General features: G+C 69.8%; 12 protein-coding genes. 4 read left to right on the top strand and 8 right to left on the bottom strand.

Features of this window, described 5'->3' with window-relative positions; all coding sequences use genetic code 11:
* Positions 1-423 precede the first annotated feature (423 nt).
* The 3 genes from AC3A57_RS13260 to gstA form a co-directional block, all read right to left on the bottom strand.
* On the bottom strand, positions 424-966 hold the full coding sequence (locus AC3A57_RS13260; protein WP_487579327.1) for an REP-associated tyrosine transposase: 543 nt from the start codon (positions 964-966) through the stop codon (positions 424-426).
* A 264-nt stretch (positions 967-1,230) separates the two neighbouring features.
* Positions 1,231-1,569: a DMT family transporter gene (locus AC3A57_RS13255; RefSeq protein ID WP_487579326.1), complete on the bottom strand. Its 339-nt coding sequence runs from the start codon at positions 1,567-1,569 to the stop codon at positions 1,231-1,233.
* Complete coding sequence (gene gstA / locus AC3A57_RS13250) at positions 1,566-2,180, bottom strand: glutathione transferase GstA (protein ID WP_487579325.1); 615 nt, start codon at positions 2,178-2,180, stop codon at positions 1,566-1,568. The genes AC3A57_RS13255 and gstA overlap by 4 nt, the downstream gene beginning before the upstream one ends.
* A gap of 83 nt (positions 2,181-2,263) precedes the next feature.
* Between gstA and AC3A57_RS13245 the strand changes: the two genes are divergently transcribed.
* Entirely contained in the window at positions 2,264-3,157 is an 894-nt protein-coding gene (locus tag AC3A57_RS13245) for a LysR family transcriptional regulator (protein ID WP_487579324.1), read from the top strand.
* A gap of 339 nt (positions 3,158-3,496) precedes the next feature.
* Here the strand turns inward: AC3A57_RS13245 and AC3A57_RS13240 are convergent, their stop codons facing one another.
* Positions 3,497-4,387, bottom strand: a complete 891-nt coding sequence (locus AC3A57_RS13240) for a LysR substrate-binding domain-containing protein (RefSeq protein ID WP_487579323.1) — start codon at positions 4,385-4,387, stop codon at positions 3,497-3,499.
* Between the two features lie 125 nt (positions 4,388-4,512).
* Between AC3A57_RS13240 and AC3A57_RS13235 the strand changes: the two genes are divergently transcribed.
* The gene (locus tag AC3A57_RS13235; RefSeq protein ID WP_487579322.1) at positions 4,513-5,139 is read left to right on the top strand and encodes a flavodoxin family protein; all 627 of its coding nucleotides are present in this window, start codon (positions 4,513-4,515) and stop codon (positions 5,137-5,139) included.
* A 697-nt stretch (positions 5,140-5,836) separates the two neighbouring features.
* Here the strand turns inward: AC3A57_RS13235 and AC3A57_RS13230 are convergent.
* The 4 genes from AC3A57_RS13230 to AC3A57_RS13215 all read right to left on the bottom strand — a co-directional run bounded on the left by AC3A57_RS13230 (position 5,837) and on the right by AC3A57_RS13215 (position 11,637).
* Complete coding sequence (locus AC3A57_RS13230) at positions 5,837-8,128, bottom strand: NADP-dependent malic enzyme (protein WP_487579321.1); 2,292 nt, start codon at positions 8,126-8,128, stop codon at positions 5,837-5,839.
* A 195-nt stretch (positions 8,129-8,323) separates the two neighbouring features.
* Positions 8,324-9,427 carry an ABC transporter substrate-binding protein gene (locus AC3A57_RS13225; protein ID WP_487579618.1) on the bottom strand — a complete coding sequence of 368 codons (1,104 nt, stop codon included), beginning with the start codon at positions 9,425-9,427 and terminating at the stop codon, positions 8,324-8,326.
* A gap of 115 nt (positions 9,428-9,542) precedes the next feature.
* Complete coding sequence (locus AC3A57_RS13220; protein WP_487579320.1) at positions 9,543-10,955, bottom strand: sensor histidine kinase N-terminal domain-containing protein; 1,413 nt, start codon at positions 10,953-10,955, stop codon at positions 9,543-9,545.
* A complete protein-coding gene (locus AC3A57_RS13215) occupies positions 10,948-11,637 on the bottom strand; it encodes a response regulator (protein ID WP_487579319.1) in 690 nt (229 codons plus the stop codon). Before AC3A57_RS13215 ends, AC3A57_RS13220 begins: the two co-directional genes overlap by 8 nt.
* 226 nt (positions 11,638-11,863) lie before the next feature.
* On the opposite strand from AC3A57_RS13215, the gene AC3A57_RS13210 reads away from it, so the two are divergent.
* Positions 11,864-13,048, top strand: a complete 1,185-nt coding sequence (locus AC3A57_RS13210; RefSeq protein ID WP_487579318.1) for an OprO/OprP family phosphate-selective porin — start codon at positions 11,864-11,866, stop codon at positions 13,046-13,048.
* A gap of 110 nt (positions 13,049-13,158) precedes the next feature.
* Positions 13,159-14,487: a CitMHS family transporter gene (locus tag AC3A57_RS13205; RefSeq protein WP_487579317.1), complete on the top strand. Its 1,329-nt coding sequence runs from the start codon at positions 13,159-13,161 to the stop codon at positions 14,485-14,487.
* Positions 14,488-14,703 lie beyond the last annotated feature (216 nt).

Raw genomic sequence — 14,703 nt, 5'->3', positions numbered from 1 at the left:
GTGGCCGAAGCAGGTCGAATCGGCGCGTTGGGGGTGGTCGTTCCGGTTGGACGGGCTTCGGATGGGGCGCTTGCGTGCACCGCTGCGGATGTCGCGGCTCACGCCGCTCCTACAGGGGGCGGTACGTCGTGTTAGAGGGGAGCGGCTGCGGTTTGCAGGAGGCGGTGCGGTGGGGCGGCGCGGGTGTGGGGCGGGACGCCGTCGATCGGGACGGTTTTTTGTAGGAGCGGCGTCCCACGGGGATTTCCTCCGGTCATAAGCCGCGACAACCGCAGCGGTGGTCGACAGCGCGGTGGCCGAAGCAGGTCGAATCGGCGCGTTGGGGGTGGTCGTTCCGGTTGGACGGGCTTCGGATGGGGCGCTTGCGTGCACCGCTGCGGATGTCGCGGCTCACGCCGCTCCTACAGGGGGCGGTACGTCGTGTTAGAGGGGAGCGGCTGCGGTTTGCAGGAGGCGGTGCGGTGGGGCGGCGCGAGTGTGGGGCGGGACGCCGTCGATCCAGACGGCGCCCCAGTAGGGGTAGTCGCCGATGTTTTGGACCAGGCCGGCGCGCAATGGGTTGGCGACGAGGTAACGGGCTGCGCTCAGCAAGCAGTCGTCCTGGCGCAGCGCGCGGTCGTGGTAGGCGGCGGCCCATACCTGGCAGGCCAGCGGCAATGCGAAGCGGATGTGGCGGGCGGTGTTGGATTTCAGCCGGCACATCAGGTCCGGCAAGGTTTCCCAGGCGCCGAGTTCGATCAGTCCGTGCCAGTGGTCGGGCATCAGCACCCAGGCGAGCAGGCGCGAGCGCGGCCAGAGGCGGCGGTCGAGCAAGGCCTCGGCCATGGTGTGGGCGAGGATGGGATCTGCGAACAGCGCGCGGCGGTCGCGGGTGACGCAGGTGACGAAATAGACACGGCCGGATTCGGATGCGCGGCCGCGACGCAACGCGACATGTCCGGATGGGCGTGGCGGGATCGGGGCCATGCGGGCAGCGTGGTCGCTGCGGCGTTGAAGCGGGATCGGAATAGTCGACGTCGCGCGGTGGGGTTTCGCCGCAGCCGGTTGTCGCGACAATGCCGCTTTCTGTAGGAGCGGCGTAAGCCGCGACAACCGGAGCGGTGGTCGAAAGCGGTGCAGCCGAAGCGACGACGCGCCGGTTGCGGCGGGCTTCGGATGGTGCGCTCGCGTGCGTCGCTTCGGTTGTCGCGGCTTACGCCGCTCCTACAGGGGGCGGCACGCGCGCACGGCTCACGCGCTGCGCAGCACCACGATGCCGGCAACCACCAAACCGACGCCGGCCAGGCGCATCGGGGTCAGGGCTTCGCCGAACAGCGCCGAACCGATCAGCACGGTGCCGGCGGCGCCGATGCCGGTCCACACGGCGTAGGCGCTGCCGACCGGCAGCGCGGTCAACGCGCGGCCGAGCAGCCAGACGAAGGCGATCAGCGAGATCACCGACAGCACGCTCCAGCCCAGGCGGGTGTAGCCCTGGGACAGTTTCATGGTCAGCGCCCAGACCACGTCGATCAGGCCGGCGGCGATCAGCAGGGTCCAGGCTGTGCCGGGGCGCAACACGTCGGCGTTCATGGGGTTTTCTCCCGGCGCAGGGCCTCGGCGACGGCCGGGCGGGCGCGTACGCGTTCGAGGTAGGCGGCGATATGGGGGTAGTCGTCGAGCGCGATCTTCAGCGGCCGCACCCAGTCGACGACGGTGAACAGATAGGCGTCGGCGATGCCGAAGCGATCGCCGAGCAGCCATTGGCGGCCCTGCAGCTGGCCTTCGACCACGGCCAGGCGCTTGAACAGCCGCTCGCGCGCGACCTGCGCGGCCTGTTCGCCGTATTCGGGGTGGAACAGCCAGGGGCTGAAGGTCTTGTGCAGCTCGGTGCCGATGAAGACCAGCCAGCGATGCAGTTCGTCGCGCTCGGCGGTGCCGGCGGGCGGGGCCAGGCCGCCGTCCGGATGGGCGTCGGCCAGGTGCAGCAGCATCGCCGAGCCCTCGGTGAGGAGGCGTCCGTCGTCGAGTTCCAGCACCGGCACGTAGCCGAGCGGGTTGATCTGGCGGAAGTCGCGGCCGTCGGCGACCACGACCGGGTCGGCGCCGAGGCGCACCCGGCGCAGTTCGACGTCGAGACCGAGTTCGCGGATCGCCAGGTGCGGGGCGAACGAGCAGGTGCCGGGGGTGAAGTACAGTTTCATGAGGGCGCTCCGTGGGGATGGCGCTACTTTCGGCGTCCGCCGCGGCGGCGCCAACACGGCGAATCGACAAGGATTGCTTGCAGATGCGACACGAACGCTTGGGCCTGGACGACCTGGAACTGGTGCGCGCGATCGGCGCGCACGGCAGCCTGACCGGCGCGGTCAAGGCGCTGGGGCTGGACCATTCCAGCGCGTTCCGGCGCCTGGCGGCGATCGAGGCGCGGGTCGGCGCGGCGCTGTTCCGGCGCAGCCGGCGCGGTTATACGCCCACCGACGCCGGCGAGCTGACCATCGCCGGGGCGCAGCGCATGCTGGCCGAGAGCGAGCGCCTGCAGCGCGAGCTGTCGGGGCGCGACGCGCGCACCGAGGGCCGGATCCGGATCACCCTGCCCGACACGTTGGCGCCGGTGGCGGCGCGGATGTGCGCGGCGTTCCGCGCCGAGCAGCCGGGGCTGCGTTGCGAGCTGGTGATCGCCAATGCGTTCCTGAGCCTGCAGCAGCAGGACGCCGACGTGGCCTTGCGCGCCAGCGCGCTGGCGCCGGAGGGTTTGTCGTCGCGCAAGGTGGCGACGATTTCGATCGCGGCGTATGCGGCCAAGGCCGCGCTGCCGGCGCGGGCGAAGCTGTTGGACGAGGCGGCGTTGGTGCAGGGCGATTGGGTGGCGCTGGACGAGAGCCTGGCGCACCTGTCCTCGGCGCAGTGGTTGCAGGGACGGGTGGCGGAGGAGCGGATCGCGATGCGGGTCAATACCCTGCCGGCGGCGCTGGCGGCGTGCGAGGCGGGCTTGGGGCGGGCGTTGTTGCCGTGCTATCTGGCCGATGCCTCGCCGTGGGTGCGGCGGATCTCGGCGCCGCTGGCGCCGGTGCAGACGGATCTGTGGTTCGCCACCCATCCGGACCTGCGGCGCTCGGCGAAAGTGAAGTTGCTGCGCGAGTTCGCCTTGCGCTGGTTGCCGGGCGAAGTGGCGCTGGCGTGAGGCTTTTGTAGGAGGCGTAAGCCGCGATAGGGGACGCGGAGAGAACGCAAGTGTCGGCGTCATGATCGGGGGAGCGCTCGCCAATGACGTCGCGCATTAGGAGCCCCCCCCTCTGCCCGCCTTTTTCAAAAAGGGGGGGAACAGCAAAGCAGGGCACGGCTTTTGTAGGAGCGGCGTGAGCCGCGACAGCCGAAGCGGTGTTCGGAAGCGGGGGTCCGAAGCGCAGTGTGCAGGTGCGAGGTTTTGGATAAGACGCTGATGTCAACCGCTTCGGTGGTCGCGGCTCACGCCGCTCCTACAGGGGCGATACGCCGCTCTTTCAGGGGGCGGAACGCGGGCTTAGGGCGCGCGCATCTCGGCGTCGAGCCAGCGCAGGAAGGCGCGCACGGGCGGGTGGCGTTCGCGGCCGGGGACGGTGAGGACGTGGTAGGTCTCGCCGGGGACGGTGACGTCGGGGCGCACGGGGGCGAGCAGGCCGCGGGCGACGCTTCCGGTCACTACGATCGAGCTCGCCAGCACCAGGCCCTGGCCGGCGCCGGCGGCGTGCAGGGCGTAGTGCTCTTCGTCGTAGTCGCGCACCACCGTGTCCGGGCCCAGCCAGTCGACCCCGGCTTGTTCGCACCAGGCCGCCCAACTGCAGGGGTACAGGGTCGAATCGCTCCAGGCCACGCCGATCAGGGTCGGGGCCGGGTCGGCGGCGAGTCGTTCGATCCGGTCCGGGGCGCCGTAGACGCCGAAGCGTTCGCGCAGGCCGCCGTGGCGGACCAGGTCGGGCGGCGGCGTACCGCCGTAGCGGATCGCGACGTCGACGCCGGCGTCGAGGTTGAGGTCGACCACCTGCGCGCCGGTGTCGATGCGCACGCTCAGTTCGGGGTGCTGCTGGTAGAAGCGGCCGATGCGCGGGATCAGCCACAGCGCGGCGAACGAGGCGGTGGTGGTGACGGTCAGGCTGCCGGCGCTGCGTTGCGGGCGCAGGCTGTCGACGCTGTGGACGACGTCGAGCAGGGCGCCGTGCACGGCGTCGAACAGGCGCCGGCCTTCGGCGGTCAGCGCCACGCCGCGGGCGCGGCGTTCGAACAGGGCGGCGCCGAGCCAGGATTCGAGTTGGCGGACCTGATGCGAGATCGCGGTCGGGGTGACGTGCAGTTCCTCGGCGGCGGCCTTGAAGCTGAGCCGGCGGGCGGCGGATTCGAAGCTGCGCAGGGCGGTCAGGGGCAGGTCGGCGAACACGCGGTGGCTCCGGCTTGAGCTGAATTCAGCTCATCTCAAACGAATTTTCGTCTTTTGTAGACCTGGCTGTCGGCGATCTAGATTCATCGCTCCGGCCAGCCTAGCGCCGCTATCGATGCCACTCAATGACCGCCAGCCCACCCCGTTTGCTGATCCTCGCCGCCAGCCCCCGCCGCAACGGCAACAGCGCCGCCCTGGCCGCCGCCGTGCGCGAGGGCGCGCAAGCCGCCGGCACGCCGGCGGTGGTGCGCTTCCTCGACGACCACTTGACGGGATTCCTGCGCGATTGCCGCCAGTGCCGCGACGCGGACGGGCGCTGCCGGATCGACGACGGTTTCCGCGATCTGTTCTTCGACGAGTTCCTGCCGGCGCAGGGCGTGGCCTTGTGCACGCCGGTTTACTGGTACGGGATGTCGGCGCAGGCCAAGGCGTTCTTCGACCGGATGTTCTGCTATTTCGCCCGCAGCTATCCCGATTACGCGCAAACGCGCGCCGGCGTGGCCGGCAAGAAGCTCGCGCTGCTGACCGCGTCGGAGGAGATCTATCCGGGCGTGGCGCTGGGCATCGTCCAGCAGTTGCAGGAGTACGCGCGCTATACGCGTTCGCAGTTGGTTGGCACGGTGCACGCCTACGGCAATCAACGTGGCGAGATCGTCGATGCGCCGGAGGCGCCGCTGGAGGCGGCGCGGGCTTTGGGCCGCGAGTTCTTTACCCGGCGCTATTGGGACCTGCAGTTCGACAGCGTGCGCTGAGGCAGCGCGCCCCTGTAGGAGCGGCGTGAGCCGCGACCGGGGATGCGCAGAAAACAAAGCGCCTTCGTCAACGATTGGGGCTGCGAACCGGGTCGGGACATGGCGCCCAAGAGCAAATCCCCCTACCCCCCTTTTTCAAAGGGGGGAACCGCAAGGACGCGAGATCGGCTCCTGTAGGAGCGGCGTGAGCCGCGACCGGGGACGCGCAGAAAACAAAGCGCCTTCGTCAACGATCGGGGCTGCGAACGGGATGGGACATGGCGCCCAAGAGCAAATCACCCCCTGCCCCCCTTTTTCAAAGGGGGGAACCGCAATGGCGCGAGATCGGCTCCTGTAGGAGCGGCGTGAGCCGCGACCGGGGATGCGCAGAAAACAAAGCGCCTTCGTCAACGATCGGGGCTGCGAACCGGACCGGGCATGGCGCGCAAGAGCAAATCCCCCCCTGCCCCCCTTTTTCAAAGGGGGGAACCGCAAGGGCGCGAGATCGGCTTCTGTAGGAGCGGCGTGAGCCGCGACCGGGGACGCGCAGAAAACAAAGCGCCTTCGTCAACGATCGGGGCTGCGAACCGGACCGGGCATGGCGCGCAAGAACAAATCCCCCCTGCCCCCCCTTTTTCAAAGGGGGGAACCGCAAGGGCGAGTAGCGATCGATGCTGCGAAGGCGGCGGCGCGGGATGGCCGCGCCGCCGCTGACCGATCAGGCCTTGCGCTCGGCTTCGCGCGCAGCGCGGATCTGGGCGTCGACCGCGGCGATCGCGGTCATGTTGACCACGCGGCGCGGAGTCGAGGCCGGGGTCAGGATGTGCGCCGGCTTGTCCAGACCCATCAGGATCGGGCCGATCGCGACGCCGTCGGTCATCACCCGGACCATGTTGTAGGTGATGTTGGCGGCGTCGAGGTTGGGCAGCACGAACAGGTTGGCGCGGCCGTGCAGGGTCGCGTTGGGGAAGATGCGCTTGCGCAGCAGATCGTCCCAGGCCGTATCGGCCTGCATCTCGCCGTCGATTTCGAGCTTGGGCTGGCGTTGCTTGACGATCTGCCGGACCTTGCGCATCTTCGCCGCCGACGGGTTGTCGTGGCTGCCGTAGTTGGAGTGCGACAGCAACGCGACCTTGGGCTCGATGCCGAACAGCTTGAGGCGGTAGGTCGCCTGCAGGGTGGCTTCGGCGATCTGCTCGGCGGTCGGGTCGACCTGGACGTGGGTGTCGAGGAAGAACCACGCGCCCTGGTCGTTGATCACCCCGGTCATCGCCGCGGTGCCGGACACGCCCGGATCGAAGTCGAAGATGCTGCGCATGTAGCCGAGCTTCTTGTGGAAGCGGCCGACCAAGCCGGAGATCATCGCGTCGGCTTCGCCGCGTTCGACCATCAGCGCCGCGATGAGAGTCGGGCGCGAACGCAGCAGGTTCTTGGCCGCGGCCGGGGTGACCCCGCGGCGCTCGGTCAGGGCGTGGTACTGCTGCCAGTATTCGTTGAAGCGCGGGTCGTCGTTGATGTTGGTCAACTCGAAGTCGACGCCTTCGCGCATGCGCAGGCCCAGGCGCTGGATCCGGGTCTCGATGACGTCGGGGCGGCCGATCAGGATCGGATAGGCCAGCTCTTCGTCGATCACCGTCTGCACCGCGCGCAGCACGGTCTCTTCCTCGCCCTCGGCATAGACCACGCGCTTGCGGTCGGCGCGGGCCTTGTCGTACACCGGCTTCATCAGCAGGCTGGTGCGGTAGATGTACTGGCTGAGCTTTTCCTCGTAGGCGTCCATGTCGGCGATCGGACGCGCGGCGACGCCGGAGTCCATCGCCGCCTTGGCCACGGCCGGGGCCAGCATCACCAGCAGGCGCGGGTCGAACGGGCGCGGGATCAGGTACTCGGCGCCGAAGGTCGGCACTTCGCCGCCGTAGGCGCCGCCGAGGTCGGAGGATTCCATCCGCGCCAGCTGGGCGATCGCGCGCACGCAGGCCAGCTTCATCTCCTCGTTGATCACCGTCGCGCCGACGTCGAGCGCGCCGCGGAAGATGTAGGGGAAGCACAGCGCGTTGTTGACCTGGTTCGGGTAGTCCGAACGGCCGGTGGCGATGATGCAGTCCGGACGCACGGCCTTGGCGTCTTCCGGCAGGATTTCCGGATAGGGATTGGCCAGGGCCAGGATGATCGGCTTGTCGGCCATGGTCGCGACCATCTCGGCCTTGAGCACGCCGCCGGCCGACAGGCCCAGGAACACGTCGGCGCCGGCGACGATGTCGGCCAGGGTGCGCTTGTCGGTGTCGCGCGCGTAGCGCTCCTTGTCCGGGTCCATCTTGCCGCGGCCGGTGTAGAGCACGCCGTCGCGGTCGACCGCGAGAATGTTCTCCGGCTTCATGCCCAGGGCGACCAGCATGTCCAGGCAGGCGATGCCGGCCGCGCCGGCGCCGCTGGTGGCCAGCTTCACCTCGCCGATGTTCTTGCCGACGATCTCCAGCGCGTTGAGCACCGCGCTGCCGACGATGATCGCGGTGCCGTGCTGGTCGTCGTGGAACACCGGGATCTTCATCCGCTCGCGCAGCTTGCGCTCGACGATGAAGCACTCCGGCGCCTTGATGTCTTCCAGGTTGATGCCGCCGAAGGTCGGCTCCAGCGAGGCGATGATGTCGACCAGCTTGTCCGGGTCGCGCTCGTCGATCTCGATGTCGAACACGTCGATGCCGGCGAACTTCTGGAACAGCACGCCCTTGCCTTCCATCACCGGCTTGCCGGCCAGCGGGCCGATGTCGCCCAGGCCGAGCACGGCGGTGCCGTTGCTGATCACCGCGACCAGGTTGCCGCGGGCGGTGAGCTCGCTGGCGGTGTTCGGGTCCTCGACGATCGCCTCGCAGGCGTAGGCCACGCCCGGCGAGTAGGCCAGGGCCAGGTCGCGCTGGGTCACCATCGGCTTGGTCGCGGTGACCTTGATCTTGCCCGGCGGGTTGAGGCGGTGGTAGTCGAGCGCGGCGGTTTTCAGATCGTTGTCGGACATCAGATAAAAGTGCCGTGGCGAGGGCGCGAGGTGGTCGGGCTAGCAGTCTAAAGGATCGCCGAGGCGGATTCGCGCGACCGCGTCGGAGGAGTCCTTAGTACTTTGGAGTTGTACCCGGCAGGCGCCGCGGGCGCTTTGCCGAAGCCGGCGCGGGCGGCGCGAAAGCCGCCCGACGCCTGCGTATGGGCGGCCCGGTCAGGGCGCATCGGCGGGCTCCTTGCGGCCGGGCTGGACCGTGCTGCGCCAGGCTTCGAGGAACTGGCGGCGCTTGAGCGCATCCAGATACACCAGCAGGCCGGGGCCGAGGGTGATCGGCCGCAGCGCGCGCACGCCGGCGCCGTCGCGGGCGTGCGGGGCCAGCGGCGCGCCGTCGGCGGCGCGGATCGGCTGCAGCCCGACCTGGCGGGCAAGCAGGGCCTGGCCGCGCGGCGACAGCAGGTAGTCGAGGAAGCGCCCGGCCTCGGCGGCATTGGGCGCGCCGCGCGGGATCAGCGCGGTGCGCAACAGGACCAGGGTGTAGTCCTCGGGCAGGACGATGCCGAGCGGGGCGCCGGCGTCGACCCGGGCCTGGGCGTAGGAGCCCAGCACGTTGTAGGCCAGGGCCAGCTCGCCGCGCGCGACCCGGTCCAGCAGCGCGCCGGTACGCTCCTCCAGCCGCACCCGGTTGGCGCCGAGCGCGGCCTGCAGGGCGCCGGCCATGCTGCCGAGCTGGTGGTCCTGGGTCGCCAGCAGGTAGCCGACGCTGCTGCGCGAGACGTCGTAGCTGCCGACCTTGCCGGCCAGCGGCGCGGCCGGGTCGCGCAGCAGGGCCAGCAGCTCGCGGCGGGTGCGCGGGGCCTTGGCCGGCGGCAGCAGGCGCTTGTTGTAGACGATCACCACCGGCTCGTAGCTGATGCCGAAGGCCTCGTGGCGCCATTGCGACCAGGCCGGCAGGCCGGCGGTGGCGGCCGAGCGGTGGGCCAGCGCGTGGCCGTCGTTGGCCAGCTTGGTCTGCAGGTCCATGCCGCTGCTGATCAGCAGGTCGGCGCCGGCGCGGCCGCCCTGGCGCGCCTGCAGGTGGCGGCGGTAGATGTCCTGCGCGACCAGGTCGGCGTACTCGACCTCGGTGCCGGGTCGCAGGCGCTGGTAGTCGGCGATCACCGCGGCGAAGTTCTCGATGTCGGTCGAGCCGTGGATGCGCAGGCGGGCGGTAACGGCGTGCGGGGCCTTGAAGACGCGGACGTCGCCGGGGGCGGCGGGGGCGGTGAGCGCGAGGAAAGAGAGGAGAGGAGTGAGGAGTGAGTAGAGGCAAAAGCGCAGGCGGCCGCGCACGCCACGCCACCGCCGGCGCGGTTGCTGTCGCTCTTGCCTTGCCTCGCTCCTCACTCCTCTCCCCTCACTCCTATGCCTCTGCTCGCTCCTCACTTCTCTACCCTCACTTCTCGCTCCTCGGCAGCCGCAAGGTCACCACCAACCCGCCGCCGACCCGGTTGCTCAGATCGATCCGGCCGCCGTGGCTGTCGACGATGCGCTTGACGATCGCCAGGCCCAGGCCGGCGCCGCCGGCGGCGGCGTCGCGGCCGCGGGCGAAGCGTTCGAACACGCTGCCGGCGTCGGCCGGGGCGATGCCGGGGCCGTGGTCGGCGACGGTCAGCACCGCCCAGGCCGGGTCTTCGGCCGCGGTCAGGGCGATCTGCAGGGGCCCGCCGTCGCGGCCCGGCGGCGGACGACCGTGCTTGAGCGCGTTGTCGATCAGGTTCTTCAGCGCTTCGCGCAGCAGCAAGGCGTCGCCGCGCACCCGCATCGGTTCGCCGGTCGCGGCCAGCCGCACTTCGGGCCGCGGCCCGGCCTGCGGAATCGATTCGTACAGCGCCTGATGCAGCACCTCGGCCAGATCGACGGTTTCGAACTGCTGCAGGTGGCTGCGGTGGATCGCGCTGGCGTCGCTGAGCAACTGGTTCAGCAGCCGGCTCATGTGGCTGGCGTTGCGCTCGATGGTGACCAGGCTGCGGCGCTGCTCGGCCGGGTCGTCTTCGTCCAGCGCCAGCTGCGCCTGCGCCCGCAGCGCCGCCAGCGGGGTGCGCATCTGGTGCGCGGCATCGCCCATGAAGGCGCGCAGGGTTTCGTTGCTGGCCGCCAGCCGGGCCATGAAGCGGTTCAGCGCGCCGACCAGTTGGTCGAGCTCCAGCGGCACTTCGCCGGCGACCGGCTTGAGGTCGGAAGGCTCGCGCAGCGACAGGTCGCGTTCGAGCTTCTGCAGCGGCCGCAGCGCGCGGTGCACGCCGATCCAGACCAGGGCCAGCGCCGCCAGCGACAAGGCCACGATCGCCACCAGCGCGCGCAGCACCACGTCGTCGGCCAAGGCCTCGCGGGCGAGCCGGGTCTGGCCGACCTGGACGATGGCGCGGCCTTGGGTCGCCGGCCCGGCGACCGAGCGCGAGACCGCGACGAAGCGGGTCTTCTCGCCGCGGTAGACCGCGTCGAACAGCCGCGGCCGGCCGTCGCGCGGCGGCGGCGACGGCGGCGACGGCAGGTCGGCGTAGCCGGTGATGCTCGCGCCTTCGGCGCTGGCGACGCGATAGAACACCCGGTCCTCCGGCGCCATCGCCAGCAGGTCGAGCGCGGCATAGGGCAGATCGACCTGCCACTGGCCGTCGACCAGGGCCACGCTGTCGGCGATCGACAGCGCCGAGGCGACCAGCAGGTGGTCGTAGGAACGGTCGGCCGCGCTGCGGCCGTAGCTGCGCGCGGCCAGGAACAGCAGCGCCGCGCCGATCAGCGACAAAGTACCCAGGTACAACAGCAGGGTGCGGCGGATCGAATCGCGGCGCGCGGCGGGCTCAGTCATCGCCCGCTCCACCGCCATCGGCCGCTTCGAGCAGATAGCCGACGCCGCGCACGGTGACGATGCGCAACGGCGCCGCGGCCAGGCGCTTGCGCAAGCGGCCGACGTAGAGCTCGATCGCGTTCGGTCCGGCCTCGTCGTCGAAGCCGAACAGGCCATTGCCGATCTCGTCCTTGCCGACCGCCTGGCCGAGCCGGCCGATCAGGATCTCGAGCAGGCGGAACTCGCGGTTCGGCAGCTCGATCGCTTCGCCGTCCAGGGTCACCCGGTGCGCGCCGGCGTCGAACACCAGGCCACCGATCTGCACCGCGTCGGCGGCGCGGCCCTGATGGCGACGCAGCAGCGCGCGGCAGCGCGCTTCGAACTCGCGGAAGTCGAACGGCTTGCTGAGGTAGTCGTCGGCGCCGGCGTCGAGCGCCTTGACCCGGTCCTCGATGCCGTCGCGCGCGGTCAGCATCAGCACCGGCGTAGCGTCGCCGCGCTCGCGCAGGCCGGCGAGCAGGCCCAGGCCGTTGAGCCGCGGCAGGCCGATGTCGAGCACGATCAGATCGAAGGCCTGGTAGCGCAGCACGCTGGCCGCGGCGACGCCGTCGGATTGCCAGTCCACCGCATGGCCGTCGCGGCGCATGCGCCTGACGATGGCGTCGGCCAGGTCTGCGTTGTCCTCGACCAACAGGATGCGCACGGATTGCTCTCGTCGCGGCTCGCGCCGCGGTCAGGTGAGGCCGGCCGATCGGATCGGACGGGCGGGGACGGCATGACAGGTCAATGACAGCTTCGCCCGCCTAGCCTGGGTTCGAGGGGTTGCGGCTGGCCGTCCCGGCTGAAGCAACTATAAGCGCAGACATGCGCGCCTGTCGCCGGAAATCCCATAAAAAAAGGGTCGGCGACGGGGCAACGGGAGAACATCGATGTCGTGTATCCGCCACGCCGCCGCGTGCGCCGCACTGTGCCTGGCCGCCGCGCCCGCCTTCGCCGCCGACGAGGCCGAAGGCCCGGTCAGCGCCGAACTCGGCGGCCGCATCCACTGGGACTTCGCCAGTTTCGACAACGACGCGCGCGGCCCGCGCAACCCCGACGACAGCGAAGTGCGCCGGCTGTGGCTGGACCTGTCGGGCAAGTTCTACGGCTGGGGCTACAAGATCGAAGGCGACTTCGCCGGGCTGCAGGACGAGTTCTCCGGCGACAGCGTCGAGGCCAAGGACGTCTACGTCACCCGCGATTTCAAGGCCGGCAAGCTGACCGTCGGCCAGTTCAAGCAGTACTTCACCCTCGACGACCGGATCAGCTCGAACTACGGCGTGTTCATGGAGCGCTCGATGTTCGCCAGCTCGGTCGCGCCGCTGTACCGGCTCGGCGCGGCCTGGATCACCGCGCGCCCGAACTACACCGTCGGCGGCAGCGTCTACAGCCTGGAAAGCATCGATGCCTGGAAGGTCAAGGGCCATGCGGTCGGCGCGCGCGGCACCTGGACGCCGCTGCGCGAGCAAGACCGCACCCTGCACCTGGGCCTGTCGCTGGCGCGCGAGCACTACGATCATCCGGGTCGCGACGGCGCCAATGGGCTGCGCATCGCACCGCGCCCGGCCGGCCACCTGTCCGACAACAGCCGCGCGACCCTGGTCAACTTCAACCGCGGCCTGGACACCGACGTCGACAAGTACTCGCTGGAATTCGGCCTGTCGCAGGGGCCGCTGTATTTGCAGTCGGAATTGGGCGGAGCGAACTTCGACGACGGTTCGCAGCGCGGCCAGGTGCGTTCCGCCTACGGCCTGGTCGGCTGGTTCCTGACCGGCGAATCGATGCCTTACGACAGCAAGAGCGGCCGCTTCGCCCGGGTCAAGCCCCTGCGCGAGAGCGGCGCCTGGCAGGTGGCGCTGCGCTACGACACGATCCGCGGCAAGCAGCACCTCGACGGCAGCGCGAACTTCAGCGACGTGTCGATGGAACAGGCCAGCGTCGGCGTCAACTGGCACCTGCGCTCCAACCTGCGCTTCATGCTCGACTGGATCGAAAGCCGCAATCGCGACCGGCTGGCGGGCGTCACCCTCGACCGGACCCGCGCCCTGACCGGACGGTTCCAGTACGACTTTTGAAGCAGGAGCGAGCGCAGAGGAGCGAGGAGTGAGCAATCGCTCTCTGCGCCGCGCCTTCCGCTCGCTCCTCGCTCCTCTCCGCTCACTTCTAGCCTTCCCGGGAGTCCCTCATGTTGACCGCGCTCGGCTTCGGCATGGTCCTGACCTTCATGTACCTGATCATGAGCAAGCGGCTGTCGCCGCTGGTCGCGCTGATCGTGATCCCGATCGCCTTCGCCCTGCTCGGCGGCTACGGCGCGGGCATCGGCGAGATGATGATCGAGGGCATCAAGAAGATCGCCCCGACCGGGGTGATGCTGATGTTCGCGATCCTGTACTTCGGGGTCATGATCGACGCCGGCCTGTTCGATCCGATCGTCAAGCGCATCCTCAAGCTGGTCAAGGGCGACCCGCTCAAGATCGTGGTCGGCACCGCGGTGCTGGCGATGCTGATCTCGCTCGACGGCGACGGCTCGACCACCTACATGATCACCGTCTCGGCGATGCTGCCGCTGTTCCAGCGCCTGCGCATGAACGCGCTCAACCTGACCTGCGTGACCATCCTCGCCGGCGGGGTGATGAACCTGACCCCGTGGGGCGGACCGACCGCGCGCGCGGCGACCGCGCTGCACGTCGACCCCAGCGAGGTGTTCGTGCCGCTGGTGCCGGCGATGGCGGTGGCGCTGCTGTCGGTGCTGGCCCTGGCGTGGTACCTGGGCCTGCGCGAACGCCAGCGGCTGGGCATCGTCACCCTGCACGGCCATGCCGCCGACTGGAATCCGGAGTTGGACACCGCCAGCGACAACCTGCCGACCCTGGCCGACAGCGAGGACACCAAGCGACCCAAGCTGCTGTGGGTCAACGCCGGCCTGACCGTGGCGCTGATGACCGCGCTGGTGCTGGGCGTGCTGCCGCTGCCGGTGTTGTTCATGATCGGCTTCGCGATCGCGCTGGTGATCAACTACCCGGACCTGGCCGAGCAGCGCCGGCGGATCGGCAACCACGCCGGCAATGTGCTGGCGGTGGTGTCGCTGATCTTCGCCGCCGGCATCTTCACCGGCATCCTGTCCAACACCGGCATGGTCGAGGCGATGTCGCGCAGCTTCCTGGCGGTGATTCCGGACGCCTGGGGCCCGTACCTGGCGGTGATCACGGCGATCGCGAGCATGCCGTTCACCTTCTTCATGTCCAACGACGCGTTCTATTTCGGCGTGCTGCCGATCCTGTCGGAAGCCGCCGGCCACTACGGCATCACCCCGGTGGAGATGGCGCGCGCTTCGCTGGCCGGGCAGCCGGTGCACCTGTTGAGCCCGCTGGTGCCTTCGACTTATCTGCTGGTCGGCATGGCCAACGTCGATTTCGGCGACCACCAGCGCTTCACCTTGAAGTGGGCGGTGCTGGTGTCGCTGGTGCTGATGTTCGCCTCGCTGGCGTTGGCGCTGTACCCGCTGGCCACCTGAGCTTTGTAGGAGCGGCGTCCCACGGGATTTCCTTCGGTCATAAGCCGCGACAGCCGGAGCGGTGGTCGCAAGCGCCCTCCCCCGAAACCGCGTAGGGCCGTGATCGGTTGCAACCGTAGAGCTTTCACCTAGACCACTACGCTCGCGTACACCGCTTCGGCGGTCGCGGCTTATGACCGAAGGAAATCCCGTGGGACGCCGCTCCTACAAAGAGCC

It is taken from the genome of Lysobacter sp. Soil_C_15, from assembly GCF_057657315.1.
This window is presented reverse-complemented; position numbering and strand designations above follow the sequence as displayed.

Coding starts and splice junctions, on each gene's coding strand:
- AC3A57_RS13260 (WP_487579327.1), bottom strand. CDS start 966: ATGGCCCCGATCCCGCCACGCCCATCCGGACATGTCGCGTTGCGTCGC.
- AC3A57_RS13255 (WP_487579326.1), bottom strand. CDS start 1,569: ATGAACGCCGACGTGTTGCGCCCCGGCACAGCCTGGACCCTGCTGATC.
- gstA (WP_487579325.1), bottom strand. CDS start 2,180: ATGAAACTGTACTTCACCCCCGGCACCTGCTCGTTCGCCCCGCACCTG.
- AC3A57_RS13245 (WP_487579324.1), top strand. CDS start 2,264: ATGCGACACGAACGCTTGGGCCTGGACGACCTGGAACTGGTGCGCGCG.
- AC3A57_RS13235 (WP_487579322.1), top strand. CDS start 4,513: ATGACCGCCAGCCCACCCCGTTTGCTGATCCTCGCCGCCAGCCCCCGC.
- AC3A57_RS13230 (WP_487579321.1), bottom strand. CDS start 8,128: ATGTCCGACAACGATCTGAAAACCGCCGCGCTCGACTACCACCGCCTC.
- AC3A57_RS13220 (WP_487579320.1), bottom strand. CDS start 10,955: ATGACTGAGCCCGCCGCGCGCCGCGATTCGATCCGCCGCACCCTGCTG.
- AC3A57_RS13210 (WP_487579318.1), top strand. CDS start 11,864: ATGTCGTGTATCCGCCACGCCGCCGCGTGCGCCGCACTGTGCCTGGCC.
- AC3A57_RS13205 (WP_487579317.1), top strand. CDS start 13,159: ATGTTGACCGCGCTCGGCTTCGGCATGGTCCTGACCTTCATGTACCTG.